Source organism: Pseudomonas zhanjiangensis, assembly GCF_041027545.1.
Classification (GTDB): Bacteria; Pseudomonadota; Gammaproteobacteria; order Pseudomonadales; family Pseudomonadaceae; genus Aquipseudomonas; species Aquipseudomonas zhanjiangensis.
Map to the genome: position 1 here is coordinate 131,573 of NZ_JBFTEG010000008.1, position 18,603 is coordinate 150,175.

17 protein-coding genes are annotated in these 18,603 nt (G+C 65.3%); 9 read left to right on the top strand and 8 right to left on the bottom strand.

What is annotated here, in order from left to right; genetic code table 11:
- Positions 1 to 40 precede the first annotated feature (40 nt).
- The 3 genes from AB5S05_RS11950 to AB5S05_RS11960 are packed head-to-tail and all read left to right on the top strand — an operon-like array spanning position 41 to position 2,689.
- Positions 41 to 475, top strand: a complete 435-nt coding sequence (locus AB5S05_RS11950) for a thiol-disulfide oxidoreductase DCC family protein (RefSeq protein WP_369287747.1) — start codon at positions 41 to 43, stop codon at positions 473 to 475.
- Positions 468 to 881 (top strand): DoxX-like family protein, encoded by a 414-nt coding sequence (locus tag AB5S05_RS11955; protein WP_369287748.1) that lies wholly within the window; start codon positions 468 to 470, stop codon positions 879 to 881. Before AB5S05_RS11950 ends, AB5S05_RS11955 begins: the two co-directional genes overlap by 8 nt.
- A gap of 29 nt (positions 882 to 910) precedes the next feature.
- Entirely contained in the window at positions 911 to 2,689 is a 1,779-nt protein-coding gene (locus tag AB5S05_RS11960; RefSeq protein ID WP_369287749.1) for an ABC transporter transmembrane domain-containing protein, read from the top strand.
- A 2-nt stretch (positions 2,690 to 2,691) separates the two neighbouring features.
- Here AB5S05_RS11960 and rhtA read toward each other — a convergent pair whose 3' ends face one another.
- Positions 2,692 to 3,564, bottom strand: a complete 873-nt coding sequence (gene rhtA, locus AB5S05_RS11965; protein WP_369287750.1) for a threonine/homoserine exporter RhtA — start codon at positions 3,562 to 3,564, stop codon at positions 2,692 to 2,694.
- 211 nt (positions 3,565 to 3,775) lie between these two features.
- Here rhtA and AB5S05_RS11970 point away from each other — a divergent pair, with 211 nt between their 5' ends.
- Positions 3,776 to 4,561, top strand: a complete 786-nt coding sequence (locus AB5S05_RS11970) for a dienelactone hydrolase family protein (RefSeq protein ID WP_369287751.1) — start codon at positions 3,776 to 3,778, stop codon at positions 4,559 to 4,561.
- On the opposite strand, the gene AB5S05_RS11975 is transcribed toward AB5S05_RS11970, so the two are convergent.
- Positions 4,558 to 5,418, bottom strand: a complete 861-nt coding sequence (locus AB5S05_RS11975) for a pirin family protein (RefSeq protein ID WP_369287752.1) — start codon at positions 5,416 to 5,418, stop codon at positions 4,558 to 4,560. The two genes, AB5S05_RS11970 and AB5S05_RS11975, sit on opposite strands and share 4 nt — an antisense overlap.
- 208 nt (positions 5,419 to 5,626) lie before the next feature.
- Between AB5S05_RS11975 and AB5S05_RS11980 the strand changes: the two genes are divergently transcribed.
- Positions 5,627 to 6,091, top strand: coding sequence for a DUF3859 domain-containing protein (locus tag AB5S05_RS11980; protein ID WP_369287753.1), 465 nt, complete (start codon positions 5,627 to 5,629; stop codon positions 6,089 to 6,091).
- Positions 6,092 to 6,101: 10 nt separating this feature from the next.
- Here the strand turns inward: AB5S05_RS11980 and AB5S05_RS11985 are convergent, their stop codons facing one another.
- Positions 6,102 to 6,536, bottom strand: coding sequence for an OsmC family protein (locus AB5S05_RS11985; RefSeq protein ID WP_369287754.1), 435 nt, complete (start codon positions 6,534 to 6,536; stop codon positions 6,102 to 6,104).
- 185 nt (positions 6,537 to 6,721) lie between these two features.
- On the opposite strand from AB5S05_RS11985, the gene AB5S05_RS11990 reads away from it, so the two are divergent.
- The 4 genes from AB5S05_RS11990 to mddA all read left to right on the top strand — a co-directional run bounded on the left by AB5S05_RS11990 (position 6,722) and on the right by mddA (position 11,535).
- Complete coding sequence (locus AB5S05_RS11990) at positions 6,722 to 7,426, top strand: response regulator (RefSeq protein ID WP_369287755.1); 705 nt, start codon at positions 6,722 to 6,724, stop codon at positions 7,424 to 7,426.
- 98 nt (positions 7,427 to 7,524) lie between these two features.
- Positions 7,525 to 10,326 (top strand): PAS domain S-box protein, encoded by a 2,802-nt coding sequence (locus AB5S05_RS11995; RefSeq protein ID WP_369287756.1) that lies wholly within the window; start codon positions 7,525 to 7,527, stop codon positions 10,324 to 10,326.
- Positions 10,327 to 10,443: 117 nt separating this feature from the next.
- Positions 10,444 to 10,719 carry a DUF4242 domain-containing protein gene (locus AB5S05_RS12000; RefSeq protein WP_369287757.1) on the top strand — a complete coding sequence of 92 codons (276 nt, stop codon included), beginning with the start codon at positions 10,444 to 10,446 and terminating at the stop codon, positions 10,717 to 10,719.
- A gap of 54 nt (positions 10,720 to 10,773) precedes the next feature.
- Positions 10,774 to 11,535, top strand: a complete 762-nt coding sequence (mddA, locus tag AB5S05_RS12005) for a methanethiol S-methyltransferase (RefSeq protein ID WP_369287758.1) — start codon at positions 10,774 to 10,776, stop codon at positions 11,533 to 11,535.
- A 70-nt stretch (positions 11,536 to 11,605) separates the two neighbouring features.
- On the opposite strand, the gene fabB is transcribed toward mddA, so the two are convergent.
- From fabB to AB5S05_RS12030, 5 genes are all read right to left on the bottom strand, one after another.
- On the bottom strand, positions 11,606 to 12,826 hold the full coding sequence (gene fabB / locus AB5S05_RS12010; protein ID WP_369287759.1) for a beta-ketoacyl-ACP synthase I: 1,221 nt from the start codon (positions 12,824 to 12,826) through the stop codon (positions 11,606 to 11,608).
- A gap of 12 nt (positions 12,827 to 12,838) precedes the next feature.
- The gene (fabA, locus tag AB5S05_RS12015; RefSeq protein ID WP_369287760.1) at positions 12,839 to 13,354 is read right to left on the bottom strand and encodes a 3-hydroxyacyl-[acyl-carrier-protein] dehydratase FabA; all 516 of its coding nucleotides are present in this window, start codon (positions 13,352 to 13,354) and stop codon (positions 12,839 to 12,841) included.
- Positions 13,355 to 13,547: 193 nt separating this feature from the next.
- A complete protein-coding gene (locus tag AB5S05_RS12020) occupies positions 13,548 to 15,497 on the bottom strand; it encodes an ATP-binding protein (protein ID WP_369287761.1) in 1,950 nt (649 codons plus the stop codon).
- Positions 15,494 to 16,390, bottom strand: coding sequence for an ABC transporter substrate-binding protein (locus AB5S05_RS12025; RefSeq protein ID WP_369287762.1), 897 nt, complete (start codon positions 16,388 to 16,390; stop codon positions 15,494 to 15,496). Before AB5S05_RS12025 ends, AB5S05_RS12020 begins: the two co-directional genes overlap by 4 nt.
- A gap of 31 nt (positions 16,391 to 16,421) precedes the next feature.
- Positions 16,422 to 18,566: a TonB-dependent receptor plug domain-containing protein gene (locus AB5S05_RS12030; protein WP_438943570.1), complete on the bottom strand. Its 2,145-nt coding sequence runs from the start codon at positions 18,564 to 18,566 to the stop codon at positions 16,422 to 16,424.
- Positions 18,567 to 18,603 lie beyond the last annotated feature (37 nt).

Genomic DNA, 18,603 nt, shown 5'->3' on the forward strand with positions numbered 1-18,603 from the left:
CAGACTAGGCGTATTGCCATGGCCCAGGGAGTGTGCCGGAATGACCCATGACAAGCAGCCACCCTATCTGCGGCCCGGTGAGCGGCTGGTGCTGTTCGACGGGCACTGCAAGCTGTGCAATGGCTGGGCCAGGTTCCTGATTCGCCACGATCGCCGGCGGCGGCTGCGCCTGGCCTCGGTGCAGTCGCCCGAGGGCCAGGCGATTCTCGCCTGGGGCGGGTTGCCCCTCGAGCGTTTCGATACCCTGGCCTATGTCGAGGATGGCCGGCTGCTGGTCCGTTCCACGGCGGTGCTGCGCGTCCTCGCCCAGCTGCCGTGGCCCTGGCGGGCGTTCGCCTGGTTGCGCCTGTGCCCCCGGCCTTTGCGCGACTGGTGCTACGACCGCATCGCGCTGAGTCGCTATCGGCTGTTCGGCCGTTACCCCAGTTGCCTGCTGCCGAATCCCGACCATGACGAGCGCTTCCTGCATGGCTGAGCAAAGATTACGGCGCATCGCCCAGGTGGCGCGCTACGCCCTGGCGCTGGTGTTCCTCTGGCACGGCCTGGTGCCGAAGCTGCTCTGGCCCAGCCCCGACGAGCTGGCGATGATCATGGCCCACGAGCCGGCGGCGCAGGTGCTCGTGGCCCCCGCGACGCTGGCGCGGTTCGCCGGCTGGGCCGAGGTGACCCTGGCCCTGCTGCTGGTGACCCGCCCGTGGCGCTGGCCGTTGTTGCTGGCCGGGCTGGCATTGCTCCTGTTGCTGGTTGATGTGGCGCTGTTCAGTCCCCATCTACTGATTCAGGCGTTCAACCCGGTCTCGACCAACCTGGCCGCCTTGGCACTGTGTCTGGTGGCCTGGCTGGCCGAAGCGCCGTCGTCCGCTCCTGTCCAACCCCAATAAGGCGGGTTTACGCCGCTTTGCGAGTACCCATGATCGCGATCCTGTCCGCCCGCCAACGCAATGCCCTGCGCATGGCCGCCCGTTTCGTCGCGCCCTATCGCTGGCGGGTCGTCGGCGCGCTGCTGGCGCTGCTGTTCACCGCCGGCATCACCCTGTCGATGGGCCAGGGCATCAAGTTGCTGGTCGACCAGGGCCTGGCGACCCAGTCGGCCACGGCGCTGCGCCAGTCGATCGGCCTGTTCTTCGTCCTGGTGCTGGCCCTGGCGCTGGGCACCTACACCCGCTTCTACCTGGTGTCGTGGATCGGCGAACGCTTCGTCGCCGATATCCGCAGGCGCGTGTTCAACCACCTGATCGGGCTGCACCCGGGCTTCTACGAGAGCAATCGCAGTTCGGAGATCCAGTCGCGCCTGACCGCCGACACCACCCTGCTGCAGTCGGTGATCGGCTCGTCGCTGTCGATGGCGCTGCGCAACCTGATCATGCTGGTCGGGGGCGTGGTGCTGCTGGTGGTGACCAATCCCAAGCTCAGCGGCATCGTGCTGCTGGCCTTGCCGCTGGTGGTGGCGCCGATCCTGATCTTCGGCCGGCGGGTGCGCCAGCTGTCGCGCCTGTCGCAGGACCGGGTGGCGGATGTCGGCAGCTACGTCGGCGAGGTGCTCGGGCAGATCAAGACGGTGCAGGCCTACAACCACCAGGACGAGGACAAGCGCCGCTTCGGCCTGTCCGCCGAGGCGGCGTTCGACACCGCGCGCAAGCGCATCGCCCAGCGCGCCTGGCTGATCACCGTGGTCATAGTGCTGGTGCTCGGTGCGGTCGGGGTGATGCTCTGGGTCGGCGGCATGGACGTGATCGCCGGGCGCATTTCCGGCGGCGAACTGGCCGCCTTCGTGTTCTACAGCCTGATCGTCGGTGGCTCCTTCGGCACCCTCAGCGAGGTGATCGGCGAGTTGCAGCGCGCCGCCGGTGCCGCCGAGCGCATCGCCGAGCTGCTGCAGGCGCGCAACGAGATAGTCGCGCCGAGTACCGGTCTGCTCCCGCTAACGCAGCCGGTGGAGGGGCGCATCGAGCTGCAGCAGCTGCGCTTCGCCTATCCCTCGCGGCCGGACAGCTATGCCATCGATGGCATTGACTTGGCTATCGAACCGGGCGAAACCCTGGCCCTGGTCGGGCCCTCGGGGGCGGGCAAGTCGACCCTGTTCGATTTGCTGCTGCGCTTCTTCGACCCCCAGGGCGGGCGCATTCTGATCGACGGCCAGCCGATCGAGCGGCTCGATCCCCGTGCGCTGCGCCGCTGCTTTGCCCTGGTGTCGCAGAACCCGGCCCTGTTCTTCGGCACGGTCGAGGACAACATCCGCTACGGCAAGACCGACGCCAGCCATGCCGAGGTCGAGGCGGCCGCTCGCGTCGCCCATGCCCACGAGTTCATCATGAAGTTGCCGGACGGCTACCAGACCCACCTCGGCGACGCCGGCCTGGGCCTGTCCGGCGGCCAGCGCCAGCGCCTGGCCATCGCCCGCGCACTGCTGGTGGACGCGCCCATCCTGCTGCTCGACGAGGCCACCAGCGCCCTGGATGCCGAGAGCGAGCACCTGATCCAGCAGGCCCTGCCGCGCCTGATGGCGGGACGTACCACCCTGGTGATCGCCCACCGCCTGGCCACGGTGAAGAGCGCCGATCGCATCGCGGTGATCGAACAGGGTCGGCTGGCAGCCATCGGCCGGCATGCCGAGCTGGTGGCCAGCAGCCCGCTGTATGCGCGCCTGGCCGAACTGCAGTTCGACAGCGCCAAGGCCAAGTCCGCCTGAACTCAGAGCAGCTTGCCCTGCGGCCTGATGGTGGCGGCGGCGCCGGCCGAGGCGAGAATGATCGCGCCGATGGCCAACCACTGGTTGAGGGCCAGTTGCTCGCCGAGGAACAGCAGGCCGGAGAGGGCGGCGATGGCCGGCTCCATGCTCATCAGGGTACTGAAGGTGCGTGCCGGCAGGCGGGTCAGGGCGATCATCTCCAGGCTGTAGGGCAGGGCCGAGGACATCAGCGCGACGGCCAATGCCACCGGCAGCAGCTCGGCGGCGAACAGGCCGCCGGCGGTCTGCCAGACACCGATTGGGAACACCAGCAGGGCCGCCACCAGGGTGCCCAGGGCTGCGGTGTAGGAACCGTGCTGGGCGCCGGCCTTCTGCCCGAAGATGATATAGAGCGCCCAGCAGACCCCGGCGCCGAGGGCCAGGCCCATGCCTTGCGGGTCCAGGCGGGTGTCGGCGGCCTGGTCCGGCAACAGCAGCCAGATACCGAATACCGCCAGGACTACCCAGAGGAAGTCCAGGGCGCGGCGCGAGGAGAGCAGCGCCAGGGCCAGCGGGCCGGTGAATTCCAGGGCCACGGCGACGCCCAGTGGAATGGTCTTCAGCGACATGTAGAACAGCAGGTTCATGCTGCCCAGGGCCAGGCCGTAAGCCAGCAGCGAGCGGCACGATTGCAGGGTCAGGCGCGCCCGCCAGGGTCGCATGACCAGCGACAGGATCACGGCTGCCAGCCCCAGGCGCAGGGCGGTGGTGCCTTCGGCGCCGATCAGCGGAAACAGGCTCTTGGCCAGCGAGGCACCGCTCTGGATGGAGACCATGGCCACCACGAGCAGGGCGATGGGCAATAGAACCGAGGCGGCAGGGCTTGAGCGGGGCATGCGGGTGTCCGGCGGGGCTGGATGTAAATAAGGGGTTGCACGATACAGGGCATTGCGACTTGCTGCTCGTCCGGTTTTTCTCCCGGCCGGGTGCCAGGTGCTGGATTGCGCCTGCTATTGTCCTTAGGGCCGTGGTGGCGAGGCGGCTGCTGCGAGCTCCGCCGCCTCGCCACCCTGGTCCGATGCTCTGGTGCTCAACAGGAGGTGTGCGATGAAACTATCACTGCTGGCCTTGACCTTGTGCGCCCTCGGCGGCGCCGCTCAGGCGGCGATGGTGGACCGGCCGGTTATCTACGAGATAGACGGCGAGCCGTTCGAGGGGCGCCTGGTGTACGACGATGGCGTCAGTGCGCCCCGGCCGGGCTTGCTGATGGTGCCGGACTGGATGGGCGTGACCGAGAATGCAACCGCCCAGGCGCGACTGGTCGCGGCGGACAAGTACGTGATCTTGGTGGCGGATATGTATGGCCAGTCGATCAGGCCGAGCAACGCCCAGGAGGCCGGCGCGGCGGCCGGTGCGGTGCGCGCCGACCGGGCCCTGATGCGCAAGCGGGCGCAGGCGGCCGTCGCGGTGCTCCAGGCGCAAGCGTCGCAGGTGGCGCTCGATGCCAGCCAGCTGGGCGCCATCGGCTTCTGCTTCGGCGGCGGCGCCATCCTCGAACTGGCTCGTTCCGGCGCGGCGCTCAAGGGATTTGTGTCCTTCCACGGCAACCTGGATACGCCCGACCCAACCGATGCGCAGAACATCAAGGCGCCGGTGCTGGTGCTGCATGGGGCGAATGATCCGTCCGTTCCCCCGGCCCAGGTCGATGCCTTCGTCGATGAGATGAAGGCGGCCAAGACCGACTGGCAACTGGTCAGCTATGGCGGTGCGGTGCATTCGTTCACCAATCCACAGGCCAACGTGCCGGGGCGCAATCAGTACCACCCGCTGGTGGCGGCGCGGGCCTATCGGGCGATGAACGACCTGTTCGACGAGGTCTTCGCCGTACCTTAGCGCGGCAGTTCGAGGCGTGTCGTTTCCCCCGGCACCTCGGGCCAGTCGTGGCTGCGCCAGCGGGCCCGGGCCTGCTCGATCAGTGCCGGGTCGCTGGCGACGAAATTCCAGTTGATTCGCCGCGGCCCCAGGGATGTGCCGCCGATCAGTACCAGGTGGCTTTCGCCGCAGGCGCTGAGGGTGAAGCTTTCGCCTTCGGGCAAGACCAGCAGCGTGTGCGGCGCCAGCGCTTGGTCATCCAGCAGGGCCTCACCGTCGATCAGATAGAGCGCCCGCTCGGGGTGCTCGGCGGCAATGGCCAGGCTGGCGCCGGCCGCTAGCCTGAGATCGGCGTAGAGGGTGGGCGAGCGCACTGGTACCGGCGACTGCAGGCAGAAGCCCTGGCCGGCGATCAGGCGGATCTGCACGCCCATGCTGTCGCGGTAGGGCAGGCAGTCGGCGATGTAGTGGCTGTAACTCGGCTGCGCCCGTTCGTCGGCCTTGGGCAGGGCCAGCCATACCTGCAGCCCGTGCAGGCGCGAGCCGCTGGCGCGCAGCGGCGGCGGGGTGCGCTCGACGTGCGCCACGCCACAGCCTGCGGTCATCCAGCTGACGTCGCCGGGCAGCACCAGTTGATCGCTGCCGAGGCTGTCCTTGTGCTGCACCTGGCCCTCGAACAGGTAGGTGAGGGTGGACAGGCCGATATGTGGATGCTGGTTGATGTTCATCCCGCCGCCGGGCGGGTAGTCCCTCTCGAGCATATGGTCGAAGAAGACGAAGGGCCCCACGCTGCGACACTGGGCTGCGGGGAGCAGGCGCAGGACCGGCTGCCCGGCGATGTCTTCCCGGCGCGGGCGAATCAGCAGCGGCTCGCTCATGAGCGGACCTCGGACCATGCCCCGTGCAGCGCCGCCGAGTGGCGAATGCGGTTCATGCGGACTCCAAATCGCTTGGCTCACTGCCAGCCTAGTCTACCGTGGGTGCCGCCGGCCAGCCCCAGGCATGGCCGGCGGCGCAGCCGCGGAGCTGTCATGTGCCTGTCATGGCGATGTCATAGGCTCGCGCCACCCACACAAGGAGCGCGACATGCAATACACCCCTTTCAGTGCAGTGGCGGCACTCATGCTGATGGCCGGGCTGGTCCAGGCCGAGGTTCGCGTCGAGGGACCGGTCGAGTACGGCATCTTCGCCAGCGAGTATCAGGACTACCAGCCGGGCGAGCGCGTCCTGACCCGCAGCAACCAGGAAATCCAGCAAACCGAGGTGATTCCGGCCAGGCTCGGTACCAAGTTCGGCCTGCGCTTCCAATTGCGCGGCAAGACCGCCAGCGACTCGCCCTTGACCCTGTTGTACCTCACCCCGGGCGTCACGACTCCTGACGGTGAGCGCCACGACAAGTTCGTGGTGGTACAGAAGCTCGTTCCCGGCGCGGCACAGGACCTGATGGCGTTCGAGTTCAGCGAGCCTTACGAGGTCGTGCCGGGTGAGTGGCACCTGATGGTGTTCCAGGACGATCGCAAGCTGGCCGAGCAACGCTTTCAGGTCCGTTGAGCGGCGCCGTTCAGGCCAGGCTGCTGTGCAGGCGGGTGCCGTGGGTCAGGTTGTCGGCCAATGGGCAACGCCGTTCGATCTCCTCGAGAAAGGCCTGCTTGGCCTCGCGACTGAGGTCGGCGTCGATCTCCACCTTGAGGCGCAGGTCCTGAAACCCGGGGCGCACGTCAGTGCGTCTACCCAGCAGACCGTCGGGGTCGTAGTCGGCTTCGATCTCGAAGCGCATGCCGCGCAGGTCGATCTTCTGCTGGTGGGCGATAAACCGGCCCAGGGTACCGAAGCAGCCGGCCACCGCCGCCATCACCACGTCCAGTGGCGTGGGGCCTAGGCCCTGGCCCCCTGCGCGGCTGGGTTGATCCATGACCAGGCGGTGCTCGCCGCACTGCACCTCGATGCTCATGCCGGCATTCATCTGGCCCTGGGCGCTGATGGTCTTCAAGCTCATGCCATATACCTCGTGTTTCGCATGTTCGCTCGCCAGGCGGGGGCTTTGGCTCGTCATCAGCATAGGGTGCTGCGCCGCTCGGGCATTGATCCTGGTCAACCGGTCCGGCGACAGGCACGTCCGGCGCCGCCCCACGGGTGCTCTGACTATGCTGTAAACAATGCGCTGTCGACGAGGTGGAGGGCATGGAGCAGGGCGCGCGGATCCTGGTGGTCGACGACGACGAAGCTGTGCGTCAGCTGCTGGAAGACTACCTTGGCGAGCACGGCTATCGGGTTCAGGGGTGCAGCGATAGCACGGGGTTGCGCCAGTACCTGCAGGCCGGTGTTCCCGAGCTGGTCCTGCTGGATGTTGGCCTGCCCGGTGAGGATGGCTTGAGCCTGGCGCGTTTTCTGCGCGAACACCATGACCTGCCGGTGATCATGATTTCCGGAGCCGGCAGTTCGGTCGATCGCACCATCGGCCTGGAGGTGGGGGCCGATGATTACCTGGCCAAGCCCTTCGATCCACGCGAGCTGCTGGCGCGAGTCAAGAGCGTGCTGCGGCGCTATCGACGCACCCCGTGCGGCGAGGCTGAAGCTGTCGTCGCAGGCATTGCGCTGGGGCGCTACCGTCTCGACCTGCAGCGCCGCCAGCTCTGTGACGAGCAGGGGCGGGAAGTGGAGCTGACGGCCATGGAGTTCGACCTGTTGCAGGCGTTTGCGCAACGCCCCAATCGTCCCCTTTCCCGCGACCAGTTGCTCAACCTCACCCAGAACCGCGACTGGAGCCCTTACGACCGCTCGATCGATATCCGCATCGCCCGCCTGCGGCGCAAGCTGGAAGAGGACCCGGAGAAACCGCAGATCATTCGCACCGTGCGCGGCGTCGGCTACATGCTGGTGCCCTGAGCCTGCCTTGTTTCAATTGTTTCAGTCTGGTTGCCGCGGGGCTGAGCGGCGCCGGGGCTCCCTATACTCAGGACAACGCGGTGGTGGGGAGAAACAGCATGACTCAGCCGACGCCGGCACTGGTCACCAGTGCCCTGGATCATCCGCTGCGGCAGATCGTCGACAACAGCAGTGCGGTGATCTACATCAAGGACCTCCAAGGCCGCTATTGCCTGGTCAATCCAGCTTTCGAGCGGTTCTTCAAGCTGCACGCCGAAGAGGTGCTGGGGCGCAGCGATCACGAGTTGTTCGGCAGCGCCGTGGCGGATCGCCTGCGTGCCAACGACCTGAGTGTGATCAGCCTGCGCCACCCGGTGGAATTCGAGGAGCAGTTGCAGTTGCAGGATCGCTCCTGGACCTATCTGTCGAGCAAGCTCCCGCTGTTCGACGAGAACGGCCAGGTCATCGCCGTGTGCGGCATCTCTACCGATATCAGTGAGCGCAAGCGGGTCGAGGAGGCGCTGCGGCATGTCGCCCTGGGGGTGGCCGCCGCGAGCAGCGAAGAGGTGTTCGAGGCTCTGGTGCGCTACCTGGCGCGCTCGCTGCACGCCGACTTTGCGTTCGTCAGTCGCATGAGTGATCCGAGCAGCCGGCAGCTGAGTACCCTGGCGCTCTACTACGCCGGCAAGCTGCGCGCCAATGTCAGCTACCCGATCGTCGGCACGCCCTGCCAGGAGGTCTTCGGCAAGGCCTTTCACCTGGTCGAGTCAGGACTGGGCCAGCGCTACGCCGCCGACGAAAGCCTGCGCCTGTTCAACCTGGACAGCTACGCCGGCTACCCCTTGTTTGCCAGCGATGGCCGGCCGCTCGGGCTGATTGCGGTGGGCCACAGTGGTCCTTTGCCCGAGCGGGGGCTGGTCGAATCGATCCTGCGGATTTTTTCTGTACGGGCCGCCGCGGAGTTGCAGCGCCTGGATGCCGAGGCGAGCTATCGGGCGATCTTCGAAGCCTCCGAGGACGCTATCTTCGTTCATGACCTGGACAGCGGCGCCCTGGTCGACGTCAATCCACGGGCTTGTCAGGCCTACGGCTACAGCTATGCGCAGATGCTGCAGAACAACATCGACGCCTTCAGTGGTGGACAATTGTCCTGCACGGGCGAGGACGCCGCCAGCTGGCTGGAGCGGGCACGCAATGAAGGTCCGCAACGCTTCGAATGGTGCAGGCGCAACCAGGATGGCAGCCTGCATTGGGATGAGGTATTCCTCAAGCGGGCGACCATCGGCGGGATAGACCGCATCCTTGCCTTCACCCGCGAGATAACCCAGCGCAAGGAGGCCGAACGTGCCTTGCGCGCCAGCGAGCAGCAGTATCGCACCATCGTCGGTAGCGCACTGGACTGCATCATCGGCATGGATGCCGAGGGGCGCATCACCACCTTCAACCCGGCCGCCGAGCAGTGCTTCGGCTATCGCCGCGACGAGGTCCTGGGCCAGCCCCTGGCCGAGCTGATCATCCCCGAGCGTACCCGCGGCGCTCATCAGCAGGGGCTGCAGCGCTATCTGCAAACCGGTGCGGGCCCCTATCTGGGGCGGCGGGTCGAAGTGTGTGCACTGCGCGCCGACGGCCGGGAGTTTCCGGCCGAACTGGCTATTTCCGTGGTCAAGGACCGTCAGGGGCCGCACTTCATCGGCTTCCTGCGAGACATCACCGAGCGCAAGCAGGCCGAGCAGCACCGCGAACAGCTCGAGCGGCAGCTGCGTCAGGCCCAGCGCATGGAGGCCATCGGTCATCTCACCGGGGGCATCGCGCACGACTTCAACAACCTGCTGACCAGCATGCTTGGTTATACGGTCATGGCCGAGGAGTTGGCCGAAAGCCAAGGCGACGAGCGCCTTTGCCGTTACCTGGCGCGGGTGCAGCATTCGGCGGAGAAGGCCCGCGACCTGATTCAGCAGATGCTGACCTTCAGCCGCGGCAGTCGCGGGAAGCCCCAGCCTGTGCGCCTGGGCCAGCTGATTGGCGACTTTCTGCAATTGTTGCAGTCGACCTTGCCTGCCAGTGTCGAGATCGAAACGGATCTGGCTGAGGAACTGCCCCTGGTGTTGGTCGATCCGGTACAGCTGGAGCAGGTGTTGATGAATCTGTGCATCAATGCCCGCGATGCAATGGGCGGCGTCGGACGCCTGCATGTCGCCATGCAGCGCTGTCAAATAGGCGAAAGCGTCTGCGCGTCCTGTCAGCAGTGCTTTGCCGGCGATTATCTGCAGCTGTCGGTGGCCGATTCTGGACCGGGGATCGCCAAGGAGTTGCAGGGGCGAATATTCGAGCCCTTTTTCAGCACCAAGGCTCAGGGGCAGGGCAGTGGCATGGGCCTGTCGATGGCACATGGCATCGTCCACGAGTATGCCGGGCACATCCGCCTGCGCAGCCGGGCTGGTGAGGGCACCCGCTTTGAAGTGCTGATTCCCTTGCTTGGCGAAGAACAGCAGCCGGCGGCACGCGCGCAACCCACCGGAGTCAACGAAGCCGACAGACCCAAGCTGCGCGGGCGCGTGGCGATAGTCGACGACGAGCCGCAAGTTGCCGAGTTCATGGCCGAACGCCTCGCGGCCTGGGGCCTGGATGTCCAGGTGTGGTGTGACGCCGAGCAGGCGTCGGACGAGCTGCTGAGCGCGCCCTACGCCTGGGATCTGGTGATACTCGACCAATGCATGCCGCGTCTGACCGGTCTGCAGTTGGCCCGGCGTCTGCTGGCTGCCCGCGCCGATTGGCCGATTGCCCTCTATACCGGCTTCAGCGACGGCTTGAGTGAGGCCGAGGTGCTGGACCTGGGGCTGCGTGCGCTGCTGCACAAGCCGCTGGATCAGGCTCGCCTGTATGAGCTGTTGAGGCTGACGCTGTCCGACCAGGCAGATTGAAACCAAACGCATACAAAGCATGCATGGACTGTGGTCGTTCCGATACAGCGGCCATGCAACCTGACCTCAGCTGCAGAACGGTCTGCAGCATCACAAGAAACGAGGCAGGACGTACCCATGAAACGCTATGTGATCGAACGTCATATTCCCCGGGCCGGACAGATGAGCCAGGCCGAACTGGCCATCGCCGCGCGTCACTCGCACCAGGTCCTCAAGGGGCTGGGGGGTGACATCCAATGGCTGCACTCCTATGTCACCGACGACAAGCTGTTCTGTGTCTACCTGGCACAGAGCCCGGAGCTGATCCGGCGTCACGCGCAGATCAGCGGTTTCCCGGCAGACCGCATTACCGAGGTCTGCAGTGTGATCGATGCCGGTCACGCCGCCTGTTAATCCACTGAAGATGGTGACCCGTCGAACGATGCCGGTCACGCAGAGGAAACAACCATGAAACGCCTTGCGATCTTTGTTTACGGCATCGCCAGCTATGCCGTGTTCTTTGCCACCTTTCTCTATGCCATAGCCTTCGTCGGCAACCTGCCGTTGGTGCCGCAGCGCATAGATGGCGTGCCCGAGCTAGCCCTGGGGAACGCGCTGGTGATCGATGTATTGCTGCTGGCCGTGTTTGCCGTGCAGCACAGCGTGATGGCGCGTCCGGCCTTCAAGGCCTGGTGGACGCGGATCATTCCTCAGGCAGCGGAGCGCAGCACCTATGTCCTGCTTTCCAGTCTGGCGCTGATTGCCTTGTTCTACTTCTGGCAGCCACTGGGAGGTACTGTCTGGCAGGTGGATAATCGCAGCGCTCGGTTGCTGCTGTCCGCCGGGTTTGCCTTCGGTTGGGCGCTGGTGCTGTACAGCACCTTCCTGATCAACCATTTCGACCTGTTCGGCCTGCGCCAGGTCTGGCTGAACCTGCTTGGCAAGCCCTACACCGCATTGCCGTTCAAGACCCCGGCGGCCTACAGGGTGGTGCGTCATCCGCTCTATCTGGGCTGGTTTCTCGCCTTCTGGTGCGCCCCGCAGATGACGGCCACGCACCTGCTCTTCGCATTGCTGACCAGCGGCTACATCCTGATTGGCATCTACTTCGAGGAGCGGGATTTGCTCAAGGCCCACCCCGAGTACGAGGCCTATCGCCAGCGCGTTCCCATGCTGCTGCCGCGCTTGAAGTCCAGGGCCGTACGCGAGGAGGCGAAGGAGGCCGCCTGAAGAGCGTAAGAAAAAGGGCGCCCCATGGGGCGCCCTTTTTCGTGTGCTCAAGCGGTTCGAGCTGTCCCGACTACTTGCCGGTCCAGCGCTTCAATACCAGGGTGGCATTGGTGCCACCGAAGCCGAAGCTGTTGCTCATCACGGTATCGATCTTGGCATTCTCGACGGTGCTGCGCTGAATCGGCAGGTCGGCGATTTCCGGGTCGATTTCCTCGACGTTCACCGAGCCGGCGATGAAGTTGCCTTCCATCATCAGCATGCAGTAGATCGCTTCCTGTACACCGGCGGCGCCCAGGGAGTGACCGGAGAGGCTCTTGGTCGAGCTGATCGCCGGCGCCTTGTCGCCGAATACTTCGCGTACCGCCCGGCTTTCCGCGACATCGCCGACTGGGGTCGAGGTGCCGTGGGTGTTCAGGTAGTCGACCGGTGTGTCGACGGTGGCCAGGGCCTGCTGCATGCAGCGCACTGCACCTTCGCCACTCGGCGCGACCATGTCGTAGCCGTCGGAAGTCGCGCCATAGCCGACGATTTCTGCGTAGATCTTCGCACCGCGCTTGAGCGCGTGCTCCAGTTCCTCGACCACCACCATGCCGCCGCCGCCGGCGATGACGAATCCGTCACGCTTGGCATCATAGGCGCGCGAGGCCTTGTCCGGGGTCTCGTTGTACTGGGTGGAGAGGGCGCCCATGGCATCGAACAGGAAGCTCTGGCTCCAGTGCTCTTCCTCGCCGCCGCCGGCGAAGACCATGTCCTGCTTGCCCATCTGGATCTGCTCCATCGCATTGCCGATGCAGTGGGCGCTGGTGGCGCAGGCCGAGGAGATGGAGTAGTTCACGCCCTTGATCTTGAATGGCGTGGCCAGGCAGGCGGAAACGGTGCTGCCCATGGTGCGCGGCACGCGGTACGGGCCGACACGCTTGACGCCCTTTTCACGCAGGATGTCCATGGCTTCCATCTGGTTGAACGTGGAAGCGCCACCGGAACCGGCGATCAAACCGACCCGCGGGTTGGAGATTTGTTCGTCGGTGAGGCCGGCATCGGCAATCGCCTGCTGCATCGACAGGTAGGCGAAGGCAGCGGCATCGCCCATGAAGCGGTAGACCTTGCGGTCGATCAGTTCTTCCAGGTTCAGGTCGACGGACCCGGATACCTGGCTGCGCAGACCTTTCTCGGCGTATTCCGGATTGAAACGAATGCCCGACTTGCCTGCGCGCAGGCTGGCGGAGACGGTTTCTTTGTCATTGCCCAGGCAGGAAACGATGCCCAGACCGGTAATCACGACGCGACGCATGGAGAGAATCCTTTAAAAACTGTCGGTAGAGGTGAACAGACCGACGCGCAAGCCTTCGGCACTGTAGATCTCGCGGCCATCGACACTGACGCTACCATCGGCAATGGCCAGGATCAGCGAACGAGTGATGGTGCGCTTGATCTGGATGTTATAGGTGACTTTCTTGGCGGTCGGCAGCACCTGACCGAAGAACTTCACTTCGCCCGATCCGAGGGCACGGCCGCGACCGGGGTTGCCCTGCCAGCCGAGGAAGAAACCAACCAACTGCCACATGGCGTCGAGCCCCAGGCAACCAGGCATCACCGGATCGCCTTCAAAATGGCAGCCGAAGAACCACAGGTCCGGGTTGATATCGAGCTCGGCGACGATCTCGCCCTTGCCATACTTGCCGCCGGTCTCACTGATATGGGTGATGCGGTCGATCATCAGCATGTTCGGCGCGGGCAGTTGCGCATTACCTGGGCCGAACAGTTCGCCGCGACTGCAGCGCAACAGGTCTTCCCGGGTGAAAGCGTTTTGTTTGGTCATGCGAGCTCCTCAATAAATCCCCACGCGCCAAGGCTGGGCGAATCGTCCTGGCCGGCGCGCATCTGATGCGACAGCCGGCAGCCTAGTCATAGACTGTTGCGATGTGGTGAAAGTCACAGCGCGCTCAGTACAGTTGTACTCCGCTCGCCCGCTCTTGTCACAGGCGCAGCCTATTCCCAGGCGTTCGTTCGGACTAGCTTGCAGTACTTTGCTCGCTCTGGCCACTGGCCAATGGTCGCGCAGGCAGCCAGCGCAAGAGTATTCGCTGCAGGTCCGCGCGCTTGAACGGCTTCGCCAGGTAGTCATTCATGCCGGCGGCCAGGCAGTTCTCGCGGTCGCCCTGCAGCGCATTGGCGGTCAGGGCGATGATCGGCAGGTCGGTACGGTTAACCAGCCGGCGAATCTGGCGGGTGGCCTCATAGCCGTCCATGATCGGCAGGCGGCAGTCCATGAGTATCGCGGCGAAATCCTGCTGCTCGACGCGCTGTACCGCCTGGGCGCCGTCTGCGACCAGGGCGACCTGATAGCCCAGGCTTCGCAGCATGGCTTCGATCACGGTCTGGTTGACCGGGTTGTCTTCGACCAGCAACACCTGCTGTCCCTGCCCTTGCTCTCGATCGCTGCGGTCGTTATCGCTGTGCGCCGGCGCGCTGGCGTGGCGGGAGAAGGGCAGCGGAATCTCCAGGGTAAAGGTCGAGCCCCTGCCTTCCTGGCTGCTGGCGCGCAAGGTGCCGCCCATGCGTTCGGCCAGGGTGCGGGCGATTGGCAGGCCGAGGCCGGTGCCGCCATAGCGCCGGGAGATCGAGGTGTCGGCTTGCTGGAAGGCATCGAACATTCGCTCCAGGCGTGCGGGCGAAATGCCGATGCCGCTGTCGTGCACCGCGCAGGTGAACCAGAGCACCTGGTCATCCAGCGCCTGCCAGCGGGTTTCCACTCGAACGCTTCCGTTCTCTGTGAATTTCAACGCATTTCCGATCAGGTTCACCAGGATCTGCCTGATCCGTGTCGGATCGCCTTGCACTTGCAGGTGGTCCAGGTCGTTCTGGGCTTCAAGTTGCAGCTCGAGGCCGCGTTGCTGGGCGCTGTGTTGGAAGACCTGAACGGAGGTCTGGATCAACTCCAGCAGATTGAATGGAATTCGCTCCAGCTCCAGGGCATCGCGCTCAATGCGCGAGAAGTCGAGGATATCGTTGATGACCTTCAGCAGGTGCTCGGTGGACTCGGTGGCCAGTGCCGCGTACTCGACCTGTTCCTCGGTCATCTCGGTGGTTTCGAGTAACTGCAGCATGCCGAGAACGCCGTTCATCGGGGTGCGCAATTCGTGGCTCATCATGGCCAGGAAATCGGATTTGGCCCGGTTGGCCTGTTCCGACTCTTCGCGTGCCTTGACCAGCAGGTCGATGGCTTGCTGCTGTTCCTGGCTGGCGCGTTCGAGCCCTCTGGCCAGGTTGTTGATGTGCCGGGCCAAGGCGCCCAGTTCTCCGTCGTCGGACTCCGGCAGGGTACGCTCGTAGTTGCCGGCCTGTATCGCGCTGACCGCCTCACCCATGGCACTGAGCGGCTGCGACAGGCGGCGCGCCAGGCGCCGGGCCAGGGCGAAGGTCAGGATCAGTGCGAGCAGAGCCAGGCCGGCGGCCTTGAACAGGATCTGCTGCTGGCGGCTATTGAAGGCGTCATTGGACATGCCGACCACCACGCGGCCGAGCAGATCATCCGAGGGCACATCCTGGCGGGCAGAGCCCGGGCCCAGGAAGTCATCGGCCAGTTCAATGCGCTGCAGGCGAATCGGTGCCTGAAACACATCCACCTGGCCGCTGGTCTGGCTCTGGCCGCTGGGCTGCTCGACATACACGAGGATATTGTCCTCGCGGTCGCGCACCTCGAGGAAGCGTACATGGGGGGTGTTGAGGGTGGCCTGCAGCAGCGTACCCAGTACCTCGAGGTTGCCGGAAATCACCCCGTACTCGGTCGCCGGCGCCAGTTGGCTGGCGATCAGCTGGCCGGTGTGGTCGAGTTCCTGGCGCAGGTCCTGCAAGCGCTCCCAGGTAAAGAAGCCGGTCAGGAGCAACGTCAGGAGCAGCGCCGGGCCTACGCTGATCAGCTGCGTGCGGGTATGGATATCCCCGAGGCGGCTCAGGTTCATGGGTTCTCTCCTTCGGCCACTTGTCGCGTCAGCTGCGCGTCCTCAGCCATTTCTATGGCCAGTGCGCGGGCCACCTGACGGTTGCCGAGCACCTTGAAATAAGCGGGGTACCCAGCGCTTGGCCAGTTCTCTGGAGGCTGATCGAGCAGTTGGTCGAGGCTGGCTAGCCAGTCGGCCTTGTCGCTGTAGCTGCTGGCCAGGCTGCCCGCCCGGACGAAGCCGGCATTGGGCCCGATCAGTGTGCGTTGCTGGGAATAGCTGGTGAGCAGCAGGCTCTTTGCCGTTTGTGAGTTATACAGGTCGCTGTCATTCAGGCCGAGGAGCAGGTCGCTGCGCCCGAGCAGCGACAGCAGCGGGCGATTGTCGCGGGTATCCGGCCAGTCCTGGGCGATGATCTGTAGGTCCAGTTCTGCGGCGATTGGCCGCAGCTCATCGATAAGAAACTCGCTGTGTCGATCATGCAGCACGCCGATGCGCTTCGCGTGTGGCAGCAGCAGTTTGGCCAGGCGTAGCTGGCGAGCGGGGGCCGGTTCGCTCCAGAGCAGGCTGAGATTGTCCGGGCGAGTGGTGCCGAGGCGCTGGCGGGCCTGCTCCTGGCTGACCCGCAGGATCAGGGTTGGCGGCCCTTGGTGAGTGCTCAGGCGCCAGTCCAGCGCTTCGGAACCGAACAGGATCAGGCGCGCGGTGTCGGGTATCGCGGCCGGGACGGGAAGCCGCTGCAGTGGCACAAACTCGACCTTGTCCGCGGGACGGCGCTCGGCCAGGGCGGCGCCGAAGGCGCTAATGGCCGCCTGGTCCGTGGCGCCGCTGAGGATGATCGTGGCCGCCTGGGCCGCCGAACCGCAGAGCAGGCAGCAGACCAGCAGCCAGTGGCGAATCCATAGGCCTGGCATGGAACTCTTCCGTGAGGGTGCGCGTGGCATCCTAAAACTCTAGCTCCGCACTGAAATACAGCAGCTGTCGTTGGTCGTAGTTGTTCTCGCGCCAGGTCAGTGGCTGGTCGTCCAGGCGCTGCTGCAGCATGCCGGCCAGCTCCAGCGTGGTGCTGCCGATGGCGATGCGTTTGGCCAGGCGTGCATCGACACGGCCGAAGCGGTAGTCGTTGAGTCGATCGGCGCCATAATAGAACAGCGAACTGGACCAGCCCTGGCCCCAGTCGCGCAGCCAGCCGGCCGAGCCACTGTGGCGCGCCGTGAGGCGCTGCTCCTCGTCGCTGCTGGCGCTGGCGTCGACGTAGGCGTACGTCAGGCGCAGGCGGTCGGCGTAGCCCATCTGCCAGTCGAACTGCGCCTCGGCGCCGCTAAAGCGCATTTCGTTGTCGTTGGTCGGCAGGAAGCTATTGTTGCGCAGCGGTTCGCTGATCATGCTGTGGATCTCGTCGTAGAACAGCTTGAGGTCCACGGCGATCCCGCTGTCGGCGAACAGCCCGTTATAGCCCAGCTCGCGTGAGCGCATGATTTCCTGGTCGAGGTTGCCGGGGCCCAGCGCGCGGGCGAAGTAGCTCGCTTCGCTCTGGCCAAAGGCCAGTGGCTGCAGGTTGCGTGCCCGATAGCCCCAATCGGCGTTGTTTTCGAACATGTCCGGGGAGCGTATGGCTTCGGAATACACCGCGCGCAGGCCGTGGGCCGGCGTGATCAGGTAGTTGAGGGCGATGCGCGGCGTGAGCGAATCGCCGGCACGCTGGTCGCTTTCCAGCATGGCGCCACCCTGGAGCAGCCAGTGTTCGCCCGGTTGCCATTCCAGGTGGCCGAACAGGCGCCAGATATGGTTGCTCAGGGTGTCATCGAAGAAGGTTTCGGACTCGGCCTGGTCGTAGCGGTAGCTCAGGCCGCTGAGCAGGCGTAGCTGGTCGGTCAGGCTGAGGGTGTCCTGCAGTTCGAGGTCGTAGCGGGTTTCGCGGGTATTCTGGTTGATGTCGCCACATACGGTCTGCAAGGCACCGCCGAACAGCTGACCCTGGACCGTACTGGCTAGTGCCTGCTCCTGAGCGGTGCCCACAGGAATGACCAGCGGATTCTGGGCGAATGTTGCGACATAGCGCGGGTTTAGCGCCCACAACTGGCCCAGCTCCGGGCTGAAGGCGATTTCCGCTTCGCAGGCACGCCACTCCTGGGTGCGCTCCCAGCGTTGCGCCGAGCCCTGCAGATAAAGGCTGTGGCCGGGGTCGAGATCCAGGGTCCAGCGCAAGGAGCCGGCATAGTCGCGCGCGCTGATGTCTGAGTCCGCCGAGCCGTCGGCGATAGTCGGGTCGAACACCGCCTTGTAGCCGTAGGGGCGCTGGTCACTGCCTTCCTTGGCCGCAAGCTGCCAGTCGAGGCTGTTGGCGCTGTCCAGTTGCTGGCTGACGGCCAGGTTGAGGCGGTTCAGGCGCCGACTGTCGCGGTAGTCGCGGCCCAGGTGGTCGTGATCGAAACCCTCGCTCTGCTGCCCGGACAGCGACAGGCGCATGGCCCCATCTTCCCAGGCGGCGCCGTGGCGGGCGTACCAGTCATGAATCCCGCGCTGACCCTGGATGGTCTTGAGGTGGGTGCCGCGACTGTCGAGCGGGCTGCGGGTCAGGATATTGATCACCCCCATCAAGGCGTTGGCGCCGTAGCTGACGGTGTTCGGTCCGCGAAAGACCTCGATCCGCTCGATGTCCTCGATGGCCACCGGGATGTCCATCCAGTCGACTCGTGCCAGGCCGGGACGGTAGACCGAACGGCCATCGACCAGTACCTGCAGGCGGCGGGCCTCGGTGGCGTTGGTGCCGTGGTAGTTGACCGTGGCCTGGTTGCCATTGCGGTAGCCGATCATCAAGCCGGGCACCAGGCGCAGCAGTTCGGGGATGTCCCGCGCGCCGCTGGCGCGGATCAGGGCGCTGTCGAGCACCGTAATGCTGCCAGGAACGGCCGCCGGTGCCTGCTTCAGGCGGGTGGCGGTGAGAATCTGGGGAACGACCGGGTCGCTGCCGAACAGGTCATCGGCCAGCGCATGGGTGCCGGCCAGCAGCCCCAGCAGCGCCATCGAGAGAGGGAAACGGGTTGTGCAGATCACGCAACGGCCTTGTTCGCGTTTAGATGTGTGCATGTTAACCGAGCCTGGCCGCTTTGCCAGTCGCTTGGCC

Excerpts from the sequence above, each read along its gene's own strand:
- AB5S05_RS11950 (WP_369287747.1), top strand. The coding sequence starts at position 41 with ATGACCCATGACAAGCAGCCACCCTATCTGCGGCCCGGTGAGCGGCTG.
- fabB (WP_369287759.1), bottom strand. The coding sequence starts at position 12,826 with ATGCGTCGCGTCGTGATTACCGGTCTGGGCATCGTTTCCTGCCTGGGC.
- AB5S05_RS12000 (WP_369287757.1), top strand. The coding sequence starts at position 10,444 with ATGAAACGCTATGTGATCGAACGTCATATTCCCCGGGCCGGACAGATG.
- AB5S05_RS12030 (WP_438943570.1), bottom strand. The coding sequence starts at position 18,566 with ATGCACACATCTAAACGCGAACAAGGCCGTTGCGTGATCTGCACAACC.
- AB5S05_RS11960 (WP_369287749.1), top strand. The coding sequence starts at position 911 with ATGATCGCGATCCTGTCCGCCCGCCAACGCAATGCCCTGCGCATGGCC.
- rhtA (WP_369287750.1), bottom strand. The coding sequence starts at position 3,564 with ATGCCCCGCTCAAGCCCTGCCGCCTCGGTTCTATTGCCCATCGCCCTG.
- mddA (WP_369287758.1), top strand. The coding sequence starts at position 10,774 with ATGAAACGCCTTGCGATCTTTGTTTACGGCATCGCCAGCTATGCCGTG.
- AB5S05_RS11955 (WP_369287748.1), top strand. The coding sequence starts at position 468 with ATGGCTGAGCAAAGATTACGGCGCATCGCCCAGGTGGCGCGCTACGCC.
- fabA (WP_369287760.1), bottom strand. The coding sequence starts at position 13,354 with ATGACCAAACAAAACGCTTTCACCCGGGAAGACCTGTTGCGCTGCAGT.
- AB5S05_RS11975 (WP_369287752.1), bottom strand. The coding sequence starts at position 5,418 with ATGAGCGAGCCGCTGCTGATTCGCCCGCGCCGGGAAGACATCGCCGGG.
- AB5S05_RS11995 (WP_369287756.1), top strand. The coding sequence starts at position 7,525 with ATGACTCAGCCGACGCCGGCACTGGTCACCAGTGCCCTGGATCATCCG.
- AB5S05_RS12020 (WP_369287761.1), bottom strand. The coding sequence starts at position 15,497 with ATGAACCTGAGCCGCCTCGGGGATATCCATACCCGCACGCAGCTGATC.
- AB5S05_RS11990 (WP_369287755.1), top strand. The coding sequence starts at position 6,722 with ATGGAGCAGGGCGCGCGGATCCTGGTGGTCGACGACGACGAAGCTGTG.
- AB5S05_RS12025 (WP_369287762.1), bottom strand. The coding sequence starts at position 16,390 with ATGCCAGGCCTATGGATTCGCCACTGGCTGCTGGTCTGCTGCCTGCTC.
- AB5S05_RS11980 (WP_369287753.1), top strand. The coding sequence starts at position 5,627 with ATGCAATACACCCCTTTCAGTGCAGTGGCGGCACTCATGCTGATGGCC.
- AB5S05_RS11985 (WP_369287754.1), bottom strand. The coding sequence starts at position 6,536 with ATGAGCTTGAAGACCATCAGCGCCCAGGGCCAGATGAATGCCGGCATG.
- AB5S05_RS11970 (WP_369287751.1), top strand. The coding sequence starts at position 3,776 with ATGAAACTATCACTGCTGGCCTTGACCTTGTGCGCCCTCGGCGGCGCC.